The sequence below is a fragment of the Gammaproteobacteria bacterium genome (assembly GCA_013214945.1).
Lineage (GTDB): Bacteria > Pseudomonadota > Gammaproteobacteria > Enterobacterales > Psychrobiaceae > Psychrobium.
Map to the genome: position 1 here is coordinate 1 of JABSRT010000018.1, position 14,518 is coordinate 14,518.

At 42.6% G+C, this 14,518-nt stretch carries 11 protein-coding genes; 3 read left to right on the forward strand and 8 right to left on the reverse strand.

Annotated features, from left to right (window positions below; all coding sequences use genetic code 11):
- Both HRU23_13945 and HRU23_13950 read left to right on the forward strand, forming a co-directional pair.
- A partial coding sequence (locus HRU23_13945; protein NRA55241.1) for a tandem-95 repeat protein occupies positions 1-3,396 on the forward strand: 3,396 nt, incomplete at its 5' end.
- A 406-nt stretch (positions 3,397-3,802) separates the two neighbouring features.
- Complete coding sequence (locus HRU23_13950) at positions 3,803-4,774, forward strand: aldo/keto reductase (protein ID NRA55242.1); 972 nt, start codon at positions 3,803-3,805, stop codon at positions 4,772-4,774.
- 126 nt (positions 4,775-4,900) lie between these two features.
- On the opposite strand, the gene HRU23_13955 is transcribed toward HRU23_13950, so the two are convergent.
- The 7 genes from HRU23_13955 to HRU23_13985 form a co-directional block, all read right to left on the reverse strand.
- Positions 4,901-5,323, reverse strand: a complete 423-nt coding sequence (locus HRU23_13955) for a type IV pilin protein (GenBank protein ID NRA55243.1) — start codon at positions 5,321-5,323, stop codon at positions 4,901-4,903.
- Between the two features lie 2 nt (positions 5,324-5,325).
- A complete protein-coding gene (locus tag HRU23_13960; GenBank protein NRA55244.1) occupies positions 5,326-8,766 on the reverse strand; it encodes a VWA domain-containing protein in 3,441 nt (1,146 codons plus the stop codon).
- A gap of 11 nt (positions 8,767-8,777) precedes the next feature.
- A complete protein-coding gene (locus HRU23_13965; GenBank protein NRA55245.1) occupies positions 8,778-9,251 on the reverse strand; it encodes a pilus assembly PilX N-terminal domain-containing protein in 474 nt (157 codons plus the stop codon).
- Between the two features lie 5 nt (positions 9,252-9,256).
- Entirely contained in the window at positions 9,257-10,348 is a 1,092-nt protein-coding gene (locus HRU23_13970; protein ID NRA55246.1) for a PilW family protein, read from the reverse strand.
- A gap of 5 nt (positions 10,349-10,353) precedes the next feature.
- Positions 10,354-10,836, reverse strand: coding sequence for a type IV pilus modification protein PilV (pilV, locus tag HRU23_13975; GenBank protein NRA55247.1), 483 nt, complete (start codon positions 10,834-10,836; stop codon positions 10,354-10,356).
- Positions 10,827-11,408 carry a type II transport protein GspH gene (locus HRU23_13980; GenBank protein NRA55248.1) on the reverse strand — a complete coding sequence of 194 codons (582 nt, stop codon included), beginning with the start codon at positions 11,406-11,408 and terminating at the stop codon, positions 10,827-10,829. Before HRU23_13980 ends, pilV begins: the two co-directional genes overlap by 10 nt.
- Positions 11,409-12,159: 751 nt before the next feature.
- A complete protein-coding gene (locus HRU23_13985; protein ID NRA55249.1) occupies positions 12,160-12,675 on the reverse strand; it encodes a GNAT family N-acetyltransferase in 516 nt (171 codons plus the stop codon).
- A 177-nt stretch (positions 12,676-12,852) separates the two neighbouring features.
- Between HRU23_13985 and HRU23_13990 the strand changes: the two genes are divergently transcribed.
- Positions 12,853-13,398: a L,D-transpeptidase gene (locus HRU23_13990; protein ID NRA55250.1), complete on the forward strand. Its 546-nt coding sequence runs from the start codon at positions 12,853-12,855 to the stop codon at positions 13,396-13,398.
- Positions 13,399-13,462: 64 nt separating this feature from the next.
- On the opposite strand, the gene HRU23_13995 is transcribed toward HRU23_13990, so the two are convergent.
- The gene (locus HRU23_13995) at positions 13,463-14,473 is read right to left on the reverse strand and encodes a Gfo/Idh/MocA family oxidoreductase (protein ID NRA55251.1); all 1,011 of its coding nucleotides are present in this window, start codon (positions 14,471-14,473) and stop codon (positions 13,463-13,465) included.
- Positions 14,474-14,518: the final 45 nt, after the last annotated feature.

A 14,518-nucleotide genomic window follows, 5' to 3' on the forward strand; every position in this document is an offset into this window, starting at 1 on the left:
GTCGTTACTTTATCAGCACCGACTAATGCATCTCTTGGCACTAATACCGCCCATAGCTATACCATTACTGATAATGACGCTGCGCCAATGGTGGAATTTGCTTCGAAAAAATCAAATGGTTTAGAGTCGCTAAGTGCTAAAAGCCTAACTGTAAATTTATCAGCTGTTTCAGCGCAAACAGTGACCGTCAAATATGTAGTATCGGGCACTGCGACAGGGTTAGGCACCGACTATAACTTGGCAAATGGCACGTTAACCTTTACCGCGGGGAAAACCTCTAAAACCATCATCATTAGTTCTATTATTGATGATGATTTAGATGAAACCGACGAAACGGTAGTCGTTACTTTATCAGCACCGACTAATGCATCTCTTGGCACTAATACCGCCCATAGCTATACCATTACTGATAATGATACGACGGCTATAGCGCTTACGATACAAGCCGATGAAAAAACAAAAATAGTTGGTGATGCTGATCCTAACTTAAGCTATCAACTGATCTCAGGCAGCTTAGAGGATGGCGATGCGTTAACAGGCAGCCTCAGTCGAGCGGCCGGTGAAACAGCTGGTTCTTATGTGATAAGCCAAGGGAGCGTACAGGCAGATGCTAAATATTTAATCACTTATATCTCAGCTGCGTTAATTATTGCACCAGCAAATAATGCGCCAATTATTGCTGGCAGCCCTGCAATAACAGTTAAAGAGAATAGCGCTTATAGCTTCACTCCGACAGTGACAGATGCTGATGCCAACGATAGTAAAACATTCTCTATTATCAATAAACCAAGTTGGGCATCATTTAATCCGGTTACTGGGGCATTAATTGGCACGCCAACCAGCAACTATGTTGGTATCACTAGTGGCATTGTTATCTCGGTAAAAGATAACAGTAATGCGTCAGCGAGCTTGCCTAGCTTTAATCTAGAGGTGACCAGTGTCAATGAAGCGCCGATTGCTAATAATATTAGCGTTGAGGTCGCAGAAGATAATGAAATAGCGATCACACTTGAAGGTAGCGATGCTGATAACGATCAATTAACCTTTGTCATCACACAGCAGCCGGCACACGGTAGCTTGTCATTATCGAGTACAAGTGATGCAACATGGCTCTATCAAGCTGATGAAAACTATCACGGCAGTGATGAATTTTATTATCAAGCCAAAGATACAGGCTTAAATTCAGACTCAGCACTCGTTAGCATTAACATTACGCCGGTCAATGACCAGCCATTGGCTGAAAATGATAATGTGACCGTTGAATATAACGACAATGGTAATTACGCCCTTGATGTCTTGGTCAACGACAGTGACATTGACGGTGATACGCTATCAATTGTGAGTGCCAGCGTTAATATTGGGTTAGTTGAGGTTGAGAATAATCAATTGACTTACAAATATAATGGCGCGATTGAAGGGGAAGTTGAGCTTAGTTACTTAATTGACGATGGTTCAGGCTCAGAGAATAGTCGTGCTAAGGCAGCTGTAAAATTATTGATTACAGACGCTGATAATACGCAGTTACCTATTATCACTTTACCCGCTGATATTGAATATAATGCTACCGCATTATTTACCAAAATAGACCTTGGTATCGCAACGGCAATTGATAAAAATGGTCAAATAGTACCGGTATCTTTGGTCGATGGGATCAGTATGTTTAAACCCGGCAATAGTCTTGTTTATTGGAAGGCTGTTGATGAAAATGGTCTTGAGCAAACAGCGACCCAAAAAGTAAAACTACGACCACTCATTACTATTGATAAAGATGCAGTCGCAGCAGAAGGGCAGCATTATAACGTTGGGGTTTATCTCAATGGTACAGCACCAGACTACCCGGTTGTGATCCCTTATACGGTCAGTGGCAGTGCCGATGAAAACGATCACCTATTAACTTCCGGTGAGCTTGTTATCACTCAGGGTACTGAGGGTGTGATCGAAATTGAAACGCTGGTAGATAATCTAGATGAAAGCACCGAAACGGTTATTATTACGTTAGGCGGCGATAAAAACTATGGAGAAAAATCGCAATTTACTTTAACAATCACCGAAGAAAATATTGCGCCTGAGCTAAGTTACAGTGTACGGCAAAATGATGAGCAACGTTTATTGGTCGAGGCCAATAGTGCCGATGTTGTTATTCAATCAATGATTACAGATGCCAATACCAGCGACAGTCATACCTACTTATGGGAAAGCCACGATGGACTATTAAATGATATCGATATCAATGAGGATAGCTTTACCTTTGCTACATCTGAATTAGCTCAAGGCATTTATCAAGTGACACTAACGGTTACCGATGATGGCGTGCCGATGGAATCAACATCAACCATTATTTACTTAGAAGTTACCGCTGCGTTACCTACGTTGACTGATAATGATAGTGACGGCGATTTAATCCCTGATAATATCGAGGGTTTTAGTGATACTGATTTAGATGGTATTCCTGATTATCTTGACAGTATTAACCCATGTAATGTTATGCCTGAGCAAGTGACAGATCCGCGACTATTTTTAGTAGAAGGTGAATCGGGAGTTTGTTTACGTAAGGGCTTAACTGTTGCGAATAATGAAAGCGGCGGTATTCAACTGCAAGATACAGAGGTTGTTACAGACCAAGATGCTAAAAATGTTGGTGGTTTGTTTGACTTTGCTGCCTATGGTTTACCATTAGCAGGTCAGTCATATAACTTGGTATTACCGCAGCGTTTACCAATTCCTGAAGGTGCGATATACCGTAAATATACCGAAACTAATGGCTGGGTTGATTTCTTTGTTGATGATAAAAACTACTATTCATCAAGTCCAGGTGTGTTAGGTTTTTGTCCTCCGCCACTAGATGCAACGTGGGTCAAAGGTTTAGCGCATGGCGACTGGTGTGTGCAGGTTACTATTGAAGATGGTGGGCCAAACGATGATGATGGTGAGGCTAACAATACCATTGTAGACCCCGGTGGGGTTGCAGTAACGTTGAGCGAAAATCATCAGCCAAGTATTACTTCTCGACAATTAACCCTAACATGGAACACCAGCATTAGCATTGATGTGCTGAGCGATTCAACGGATATCGATGGCGACTTACTTACAATTAGCAGTGCCAATGTTGATTTTGGAGAGGTGCTAATTGAAGGCGAGAAATTGTTTTATACACCAGCAGATAGTTTCGTTGGCACAGCATTGATTCTCTTTGGAGTTAAAGATAATCATGGTGGTACAGCGTATGGAACGGTGGAAATTCAAGTGACTGCAAATCAAGCAGCCCCAGTGGAAAATGAAACAACAGAGCTGACGATTAATACCAAAGGAGGTGGTTTTAGTTATTTTATATTATTGCTTAGTGGTCTAGCTTTGGTGTTTCGTCATATCCACAGAAAAAAGAGTAGGGCCGTGTAGTGATAGGGTGAAGAAAAACTCACTTAATAGGAGTGGTTAGTTTTTTAACTGCATAGCTTGTAGAAACATAATTGGTGCTGTCATATGGTATCAATTATTCAAGTCCTAAAAACGCCATTCAATAATAAGCAGTGTGTTCGCTGCTTAGCATAAAGGCGTTGCAACCTTGGTTGTACAAAAACTGCTCGCTTGAAATGATTGGTAAACACTATAGTGGCAACTAGTTTGACAAACGTTGACAATATTTTTAGCGAGTTATCAGTTGAAAACCCACCCCGTTGTATCCACAATAATGAGTAGTATAAAAATAAAACTGAATAACTGTTCCTTATTATCCCTATGTTTTAAAACAATTATCAAGTGGATTTAATTGAGTTAGAATGGATGATTTCACTAGGGTCTTGATATGAAAACTATTCCATTATCTTCTTCGTTGAGTGAGGTGAGCACACTCGTTTATGGCTGCATGGGTTTTGGCGGCGGATGGGGACCAGAGCCAGTCACTAAAAAGCATGTTCTAGCTGCACATGACGCAGTTGAGCAGGCGCTCTTAAGTGGAATTAATATTTTTGACCACGCTGACATTTATACGTTGGGCAAGGCCGAGTTAACGTTTGGGCAGGTACTTAAAGAGCGACCAGAATTACGCGAAAAAATTTATCTTCAGTCAAAATGCTCGATTCGGTTCGAAGACTCACAAGGCCCAGGTCGTTATGACATGTCTAAAGACTGGATTACCTCATCGGTAGAAGGCACGTTGAAGCGTCTTAATGTTGAATACTTGGACATGCTGTTGCTACATCGCCCTGATCCATTAATGGCAGCTGACGAAGTAGCTGAAGCACTGCACCAGCTCAAAGCGGCAGGGAAAGTACGCCACTTTGGTGTGTCTAACATGCACAGTCATCAAATGAACTTTTTGCAATCAGCACTAGACCAGCCGCTGGTGGCCAATCAAATTGAAATGAGCCTGTCGCAGTTAGATTGGTTAGAACAAGGCGTGTTGGCAGGTAACCCACAAGGTAAAGACGTTAACTTTGACCCCGCTTTATTAGATTATTGTCGTAAAAACAACGTGCAACTACAAGCTTGGGGAAGTTTATGTGGCGGGCTATTCACCGGAGTAGACACTGCTAACAAGCCGGCACATGTGCAACAAACAGCGGCACTGGTCACGACATTGAGCCAGCACTACAACGTGAGTAAAGAAGCGATAGTCATTGCGTGGTTAGCGATGCATCCTGCCAATATTCAGCCAATTATTGGTACCACAGATGTCGCACGTATTAAAAATTGTGGCGAAGGGGCCAAGTTAACCTTAAGCCGTGAACACTGGTATGCGCTTTATGTGAGTTCACGCGGTCAAGCATTGCCTTAATGGTAAGCTACAACCCAATAACAACTTAAGTTGCAACAGAGTGACACCCAAGTATTGATTTTAATCTTTTAAATTAATGGGTGTCCCTTTTTCATCATACTTTTCCTTTTTCATCAATAATCGAAACTAGTCCTGCCAGCTCGATTTTTCGCCCCAAGTTCTAGCGCCGGTACTACCGAGCGTTAAGTTACCATTGTTTGCCTGTGGCGTGCCAGCTTGCGCCGTGGCTTTAAGGGAAAAAGCTTGGGCTGTGGCACTGGTAATACTCAGTACATAATATTTGTCCGTGCCGTCTTTTGGGACGTGGTTTGACACGGTAATGCTGCCGCCAGCTGAGGAGAAATTCGCGCCGGCATAACTGCTGTTTTCAGAGTAATAGCGTTCCATGGCCGCTGCTAAGCCCTCTAACGCAACTTTCGCTTGCGAACGGTTGGTTTTAATTACCGAGCTTTGATAATTGGGGTAAACCAGCATGGTTAATATCCCAATAATAGCGACAACCACCATTAATTCAATCAGGCTAAAGCCCGTTTGTTTTGAGTTTTTCATGGTTATTCCTTGTCGGTCCAGAACATGGTTGTAGTATCAACCGTGTCATATTGAGTCACTTCTTTACCGACGACAACGAGCTTGTTACCGTTAACTTTAACGATGATCGGATCCGCGGGTAAAGAGGCGGTTTTTAAATTAGCGTAGCGATCGGTAACCGAGCAAGAAACACCATGGTCACTGCATGATTGTCCGTCGACCGCGCCTTCTTCAACGGGGGAACCGTCATAGTAATTGATGCGATAAAGCCGCGATATTCCTGGAGTAACGACACAATCGACAGTCTGAGGATCTGGCTCGAAGGTAGTAAACCAAATTTCTTGATTGGCGGTGGTACTCGACGAGAGCACTTTTTCACCGAGGTTTGATGCTAAATCAAGATACCAGCCATTTTTTGTCGCTAAAACAGTGCGGTCAATGGCGGTAAAGGCGCCATTGGTATCGCTACTGGTAATGTCCATTAAATTCAACGGGTCATGCAGTAAGTCGCTGTGCGTCGTTGGTGTGGTCAGTGGGGTTTTTATTAAATAAAAATTATCTTCAATCGTTGTACTCAACGGGCTTGCATGAAACCCTGTGCCAATGGCAATCGCTAAGGTCGATTCGTCAAACATTGAGACATCGGGCGCATGGTAAAAGCGGCGATTTGTCGCAGCGGTATCACTGTTAAGATCGGCAATGACATCGCCCTTAATTAAGTTAGATGCGCTATTGCCATTGGTGATATCAAATCGCCACAATTGGCCGCCAACATCACCAATGTACATTTGGTCAGCAAGCTGGTCATTATCAACATCAATTACCTTGATGTCAGATGCAAAGCTGTAATTCATTTTCGCCATCGTTTCAGTGGCTAAATTACCAGAACCATCTTGAATTGCAGATCCGCTACCCCACCATAATCTAGCGCCAGTGGCAGCATCGACAATATAAATAGCGCGCCCCATGGTGTCATCAGAGCGAATAAGCTTAGTATCTTGGGCTTTGTCATAACCGCCGGCAAAAATAAGCACATCTTTGGTGTTACTGCCGATTGCTATTTTTGTTTTTATCGGTTTAGACCAGCTTTGTCCAAGCTCTGTAAAATCATCCAAGTCACTGCTAATTTTCCAAACAAGTCTCGGCGCATTTTTGTCAGTGATGTCAAGGGCATAATAGCTGCGGCCACCACGGCGCATGCCGACATAGAGATACTTTTTATCATCGATTAATGCACCAGTTATATCACCATCCAGTCCATAAATGTGGCCTAAAGTCGAGTGTTCACCGTTGTCGTAAAGGGTTTTCTGGTTTGCTAACAGCTCTTTAGGAATAAAGGCCCAGAGTTCTTCACCGTTGCTGGTATCGATAGCATGGAGCAAGCCTTGATTGTCGCCGACAAACACAACATTTTCTTCAGTCGTGGTGCTTGTGTTGATGGTGTTATAAGAAACAGAAAAAGGGACAGAATGCAGCGGGTCATACATTTGGTAGCTAACATCGTTATCGTCATCAAGTCCGCGTAAAAAATTAATGACCTTGTTTAAGTCATCACTGCTGGCGGCGCTTGGCAAGCCCAACATGGTATTGGTTAACAAGCTATTGGTTGTCACAACATGATTACTAGTATCACTTAATAAACCGTTGCCTAAGTTGGTATAAACATTACGCAATGCGCCTTCAAATTTGCTGGCTACACCACCATCTTTAACCTCATCGCCGTCGGCAATTGTCGACCAAAAGCTTATCGAGTTGGCTTCGAACAGGCCTGTCGCGTCGTCAACGGCTACAGCCCCTGTAGAATCGACCACCTTTCCAGAACCATTTAATTCGTAACGCTTTAAGTTACCGTCCCATTGCACCTGCTTGCTTGGCTTAAATAATGAAAAATATAACTCATTATCGTGGTTTAATCGATTAAAGCTGCTCACCGAAATACCGGCGGATGAAAACGAAGTATTTACATCTAAGATACTTGAAATAATAGTATTAAAGGCACTAAGTAACCCTTCTGTTGAGCTGGCGGTATAATAATCACCACCACCATTGTCCGCACTTGCCAAGCTTTCAAGCCAAGTATCCGCGTGATTAAACCCGATGGTATATAACTTACCGCTATCAACCGTGGTTGCTAAATCGGGGCGTAAATCACCGGTACGAATAAATTGAGCGAGTGTTGTACCACATTGTTTTCCGTTACTGCCGGAGCAAGTGCCACCGGTCAACGATTCGATGGCCGTTTGTTCAGGAGCCGAACTTGATGGATAACCGTCAGTTAACAAAATTACATAATTATTATCAGCGTCACAGGTCTGACTAATGGGTGATATGTAGGTGGGAGCGGTGCCGCTGGTAGAGATGGTTTCGTTTCTGCAGTTGTAACCGTTAGGGTGATAACTAAGACAGTTTGCAGGAGTAGCAACGCTGTTATTGATGTACGAATTAGCGTGCGACACTCTGGCGTATTGATTATAGCCCCGGCTCAACCCAATATCGACCGTTGAACCGGTCAGGTAACGAACCCCTTCATACAATGCATTAACCGTAGGGGTACCGCCTCTGGCATGAATTTTATCGATCACTGAAATCATGGCATCGCCAGCTGTTTGCTCTTCAATGGTAATGGGCGCTGTTTCAATCACTAACATCGCAGGATATTCATCCTTCTTGCTATACGCCGTTCTGTTGCCCTGAGTGTTGGTTAATTTTAAAACCAGACTATTACCACTTTCCCAATCTGCATGGGAGGTAATGGCACTAATAATCGATGTGATGTCGGGTGAGTTATACCATGAATTTTTCGACCAGTGGCCAAACGTCCACTCTACCGACTGACTGGTTGAGGAGCGGCTGCTAATGTTGTAATAGACCCGCTCGAATGTACTGGTATTGCCAGCGTTTTGTCCCGTGATTGTTGCCTTAGCGTTGTGTGTCTCATTTTCTTTGGCTTTTAACTGTAAATACGCCGATGTAATACTATGGTCTTTGGGAATGGTGATATCAGTAAAGCGCAAGCCGATGATATTATCATTGGTGCTTGAAATGCTGTTCGCGCTTAAACTCTGAATATAACCATTTGAGTATTCAACTGAGTCATCCGTGTAGTCGCTGATTATTCGTGCCACGCCGTTAATGGTATGGGCTGGCACGGTTGAGTCGATGTTGGCAAAGGGGTAAATGACACTGCTGCTGGAGCCGCTAAATTGCATCAGCCCAACGTTGATATTTTCAGACGAATCAATTAGTTCAATCATAGCGTCCTGCATTTGCCTCATTCGAGATGAGTCTTTGCCATAATCGATGATGCCCATTGAGCCCGAGCTGTCTAATATAAACAAAACATTGGGGATAGTGCCCGTCGAAAATAACACTTCAGTATCGTCAGCTTGTGCTGGGAATAACGCAAGAGTAGGTAATAATAAGCCCAATACAAAACACGAAACTTTAGGTTGTAACTTACTCATTATTTGCTCCGTTAATCATATTCTATGCCCTGTTCAATGTGGGTTTTTGCGCCTGAATCCGTCCATGCTTCACCGGTAATGACAAAGCGATGGCCAGATATGATGGTGGAGTTTTCATCGGCATTAAGCGAGTTGGCAAAATCGGTCGCCATGGTTGATATATAATTTATCTCGGTTGTTACCGTGATAATATTGCCGGCACTGCTGCTGAGACCATTGTCGTAATTGATGGTTGTGGTTGGCGAATTTAATGCGTTGGCTAATAATATTGAGTCGCCATCAATGACGTTAAGCAAGCGTGCTATACCACTTTCGCTGGCTTGAAATGTTTGATTTTTTTGTTGAATGCTTGCCGCCATGTTTTGCTGTAACGAAGCATTATTGATCCCAGATGCTGCAATTACGGTAATAATGAGTAATACAACTAAGCAAACGATAAGCGCAGCCCCTTGTTGATTTTTTAATGACACGCGTTGATTTATCATTGATATTACCTATTTCTTAATACGATGCTGCTGCTGAATATTTGTCGCAACCGTTTATCGTTCTGATGAACATTAATGCTCGAACCTGACACGCCGGTAATGTTGACATCTAATAACGAATAACTGTTGTTATCGACCGATTGGCGCACACTATTGTTACTGGTCAGCATTAAGGCGATTTTTATCGTTGTAACATCAGCCCAAATGCCAATGTCACTGGCCTTCGCAAAATTCATGTCGCCATTGGCACTTTTCTCACCATAAAGAATTTGCATATTCTCGACCCCCTCGACAATTTCTTGGCTGTTAAACGTGTCATCGTCAAAATTTTCATTGGCTTGGTAAAGTGCGTATATTGGATCGCCATGCGCATTGTCGCGCCCGGTATCGGCGACAAAATAGCTAATTGAGTCAAACTGATAAAGCACGGTATCTTCATCGTAACTGTGGGCCAATGATGCTGAAGTATTTCCGGTAGTTGCAACACCATGAGTCACCACCGTTGTTACTCCCGAAACAGTGACATTGGTAGCAGCAAAAAGATCGGCATTGACGCAGTCCGAGATCAACACCAAATCATCTTTGCTGATAAAATCGCTGATATCACCTGAGGTGGTAATATTGTTATTATTTTGAGTAATATTGCCGGTTAAAGCACTGTCGATTGAGGTCGCTATTTTAATGTTGAGTATATCGGTCCCCAATTTTGGGGAGCGCAGTTTAAGGTTGCCACCGACTGCATATTGAGTCGTTTGCCACCAATTGCTTGTCGTTGCATCGTAACCAATAACTTCATTGTCGATCACGCCACCAACGGGAGGTTTCGCCGCATTGACGTTAAATTCAGTCCCTGTCGCTGTTGAGCAGCCAAGGTAACCTGCCATGCGCACTTCTGTCGCGAGATAATTAAGGCTAAAGCGGCCACTCTCTTGTAATCTTGCCAAAGACTGAGCAAGACGGTCGGTTTGTTTAGCCGTGAAAAACGTAGAAAACACACTGCCGATGACAACTGACGTTAGCAACAACGCAATCATTAGCTCGATTAAACTAAAACCATTCTTTTGTCGGTTATTTTTAAACGTCGGGTATTTTATCATTAAATCTATATCACCAGATTAATACTAAAGGTACTTGCGGTGGCACTTTCGCTTTGCCAGCTTACTTCTATGGTATAAATACCCGCCGATTGCGTCACAGTGCCTTTGCCCGTAGGAATTAAGCCGGTGGTGTTGGTTGTTGTTTTAATCTTCTGGCTCCATTCGAATTTATCCATGTTGACTATTTGCGCTGGCGTGCAAGGTGAACACGAGGTTTGGCTATAGCTGTTACTGGTGTCGATGCCGTCATAAGCTGATAATTGCGTGTCATTACTGCGCATGCGCTCTGCCATATCTTGAGTTAGCAATACAGCTTGAGAGCGGAAATAGGCATCACGGTTGTCTTTTAAGCTCATCAATTGCATTGCTGCAATCCCTAGCATTGCAACCGCTAAAATAGAAACGGCGATTAATACCTCTAACAGACTAAAACCTGAAGATTTTCGATAGGGTGGGTAACCACAGCGCTGGCTTTTTGTTAACTGCATGATGATTCTGCCGCTGTCGCCTTTCGGATCTGGCCGCTCATATTCATGACAAGGCCGTGAATATGTGAGCTACGATCATCACAAACCATGATTGAGCCTGTTTTTTCAGGTTTACCACTGGCCAAGAAAACAATTCTATGATTATTAAAACCACTAAAGTCCAACTTGATCTTAGTGTCATTAATGGCGACTTGTTTCAATAAAACATCTGTTCCATCGATACTTCCCATCGTGCCAGCATCGGTAAAAACGATTAACTTAAAGCCCGATGAAGCATTAGAGCAAGACGTGCCGTTAACCGACTTGCATAGCGTGATATTTTCGCCGTGCCTTTTACTCGCATGCATCCGCGCATAGGCTGTCAAACCAACCATTTGGTTATAGGTGGTGCTTAGGCCATTATCTTTTACCATTGTATTTAAACTAGGTACACCAATGCTCATCGCAATGCCCATAATGGCAATGGTAACCAAAAGTTCAATTAGGGTTAGCCCTGCCGATTTTTTTATCGCGTTTTTTCGTCGCATCAGTAACCCGGTGGTTCTAACTAAAGAGGTGTTAATACTGAACATTGCTCATAACCCTTGCCACTTTTTGATTCCATATAGAGCACCGATCTAGTGTGCAGCCCAATTAATGTCGACTAAACTGTTCGACAGTGACTTGTGCTCAACATAAAGATTCAAGTGGTAAGTTAATAAGAAATTGAGGGCTCAAAGGCAAAGGATGATTAGCAAGAACAAGTCTGTACACAATTTTCCTTTAACCACTTAACCAAGCGTGATTTCTTATTTTTCATCCTGAGGTAAATAGAAATCAAGTAACGAGACTATGTTTAGGTCTTTAGTTACGCCGGTGACAACATCATTGTGTACGACCGTTTGATCATTGAAGTAAAAACTAAGGCGGTACTATTAATAAATATGCAAAACAAGCGACTAATTATTGGTTAAATCAAATCGATTTTTGACTTTTATCTGAGCAGTTTTTAACGATGTCGCATAGTAACTGAACAGTACGATTGAGTCGAGAGACTTTATAAAAATAAGAATTCACATGCTTAATAATTGAACTGTATACGTTTTTTACGTGAACTGTTTTGAGGGTTACTTTGAAATGTTTATCTATAAATTAGCTTTGTGCCCTTTATAATGTACCAAGAACTACGGACCAATCAGCGGCTAAATTACTCTTTTTAAGACGCTAAAATATCGCTGTAAATTAACACTGACTAGAGCGCTGACTAAAGGGTACTGAGTAAACTAGTACTCAGTAATCTAGCACTAAGTAAAATAGTACTCAGTAAAATAGTAATTCCCATTTTCATTTATTTTGGGTCTTTGCTCGATATACCAGCACTCGATTTTCTATGGTTTCATTGCCAAATTCAAAATGATATTCACCGACATCTTTGAACCCAAATTTTTTATAAAACCCCATCGATTCATTACGCACCCATGTATACAGCCAAAAAGTATCACCATAGCGTATTTGAATTTCGGACAGCAGACTGGTACCAATATTTAGGCCTTGAAAAGCCGTATGAACATAGAGTTTTTCAATTTCAAAGCCATTTTTCTCAGGGCATGAGTATTCAGATTGATAACTCGACTCTAAATTTACCAGTGCGTAGCCCCGCAGGTATCTATCATCGACATAAACTAACAGCTTATATTTTTTGTTCAACAGGGTTTCTTTAAAACTACTTTCTGTGAATGTAGACAATGCGAACCGAGCAACTTGGGAATTTATCCCATCAATTGCATAAGCTTTAAGCCATACATCTAAAGACAATGCTGCCAAGGTTACGCAGTCATTTTCGTTAGCTTCTCTTATCACTACAACATTCCATAAGTATGCCAGCCTAATTTAATCAAAGAGTATTATTAAAAACAAAAGATTACCAGCACACTAGTACAAAATTAATACGTGACAGGTGAAGGTTTTTAGCCACGCGTTGTACTCGCATCTCGTAATTGCTAATCTACATTCTAATTCGATAAAGAGGCGGTACTAATGGCGCAGAAAATACACATTGATGACATTTTGCAATCATACTTTCAGCAAAAACCAGCGCTAGAACAAGCTATTGTCGTAAACGTTGCGGATCAACAATGTTTGTTAATTGATAGGGCAGGTAAGGTACATAAAACCTACCAAGTATCTACCGCCGCAGTGGGTATCAATAATGCCGCTGGTAGTAATGGCACGCCGGTTGGCTTGCACTCTGTGTGTGAGTTAATTGGTGATACACAACCATTGGGCCGGCGCTTTATTGGCAGAGTCGCAAATGATGAAATTATCGATATTGTTAAAGAGACTCCTAATATTGCGCCGACAGGGGATTATATCCTGACACGTATTCTAAGACTTAAAGGCGAAGAGCAAATCAATAATAGTGAAGGGGTTGATAGTTTCAAACGCTATGTTTATTTTCATGGCACCAATGAAGAATACTTAATCGGCACGCCAGCTTCACATGGCTGCATCCGAATGCGTAACGATGATATCGTAGAGATTTTCGGTTTAGTCGCACTAGATACGCCAGTTATTATTAGCTAACTTTTCAGTCAACGTAGGGAATTGCCAATAAAGCGCCGTCTCACAATAGAGACGGCGTCGGGGATTACTGGTAAAACGCTGGGCGTTCAGGCATTTCTATACTTTCAATTTGGCCACTTTCTTGTGCCTTAACACATGCATCTGCGGCAATTGAGGCGGCAAAGCCATCCCAAGCCGTAGGGCCAATAAGGTTTTGTGCTTTTACCCCATCGATAAAGTCTTGCAACTCTACGTCATAGGCATCAATAAAGCGTTGTTTCCAATCGGTTAATACAGTAGTGGCGAGTTTAGCTTCTTTGCGTATCAGTAAGCTTTGTGGCTCTGGTAAATTGGCGATCCCTTCTTCGCCGACCACTGAACATTGAATGTCGTAACCGTATTGGCAGTTAACAAACACTTCAACGTCTATGCGTACACCTTTAGTGGTTTCAAGCAGCACAATTTGTGGATCGGCCAATTGGCTGTGTGCATAACGACTTTTACGTGGGAATACGACTTGAGCGCTTTTGTAGTCGTCATCGAGTAACCAGCGTAATACGTCGAGCTCATGTATTAAAGTATCGTGAATAGCCATCGGTGTTAGATAACTCTCCGGTACTTCTGGGTTTCTGTGCGCGCAGTGCACCATTAGCGGTTCGCCGATATCGCCATTAGTAATGGCTTGTTTGAGTAGCTGATAGCCACTGTCATAAGGGCGCATAAAGCCGACTTGTACCAGATTTTTACCGGCCTTTAATTCTGCATCAACAATGTTTTTACAGCCTTGCGCTGTGGTCGCTAATGGCTTTTCACAGAACACATATTTGTTAGCAGCAATCGCGGCTAACACGAACTCTTCATGGGTTGGGCCCCAAGATGTCACCAATATTGCATCGACATCATCGGCGTTTATCAGCTCATGAGCGTCGGTATAAACTTTAGCATTGAGTTGCAGTGTGTCTGCAACGGCATGTGCTTGTGCAAGGTTAACGTCATTGAGGGCGACAATGCTAGCGCCAGTTAAACTGTTGGTGATACGTTTTGCATGATCAGCCCCGATAGCGCCGATGCCAATAATTCCAATTTTAATACTCATAACTATGTCCTTAAGCGTTGATATTTTTTGTGGTTCAAAATGTTG

Excerpts from the sequence above, each read along its gene's own strand:
- HRU23_13950 (NRA55242.1), top strand. The coding sequence starts at position 3,803 with ATGAAAACTATTCCATTATCTTCTTCGTTGAGTGAGGTGAGCACACTC.
- HRU23_13955 (NRA55243.1), bottom strand. The coding sequence starts at position 5,323 with ATGAAAAACTCAAAACAAACGGGCTTTAGCCTGATTGAATTAATGGTG.
- HRU23_13960 (NRA55244.1), bottom strand. The coding sequence starts at position 8,766 with ATGAGTAAGTTACAACCTAAAGTTTCGTGTTTTGTATTGGGCTTATTA.
- HRU23_13965 (NRA55245.1), bottom strand. The coding sequence starts at position 9,251 with ATGATAAATCAACGCGTGTCATTAAAAAATCAACAAGGGGCTGCGCTT.
- HRU23_13970 (NRA55246.1), bottom strand. The coding sequence starts at position 10,348 with ATGATAAAATACCCGACGTTTAAAAATAACCGACAAAAGAATGGTTTT.
- pilV (NRA55247.1), bottom strand. The coding sequence starts at position 10,836 with ATGCAGTTAACAAAAAGCCAGCGCTGTGGTTACCCACCCTATCGAAAA.
- HRU23_13980 (NRA55248.1), bottom strand. The coding sequence starts at position 11,408 with ATGTTCAGTATTAACACCTCTTTAGTTAGAACCACCGGGTTACTGATG.
- HRU23_13990 (NRA55250.1), top strand. The coding sequence starts at position 12,853 with ATGGCGCAGAAAATACACATTGATGACATTTTGCAATCATACTTTCAG.
- HRU23_13995 (NRA55251.1), bottom strand. The coding sequence starts at position 14,473 with ATGAGTATTAAAATTGGAATTATTGGCATCGGCGCTATCGGGGCTGAT.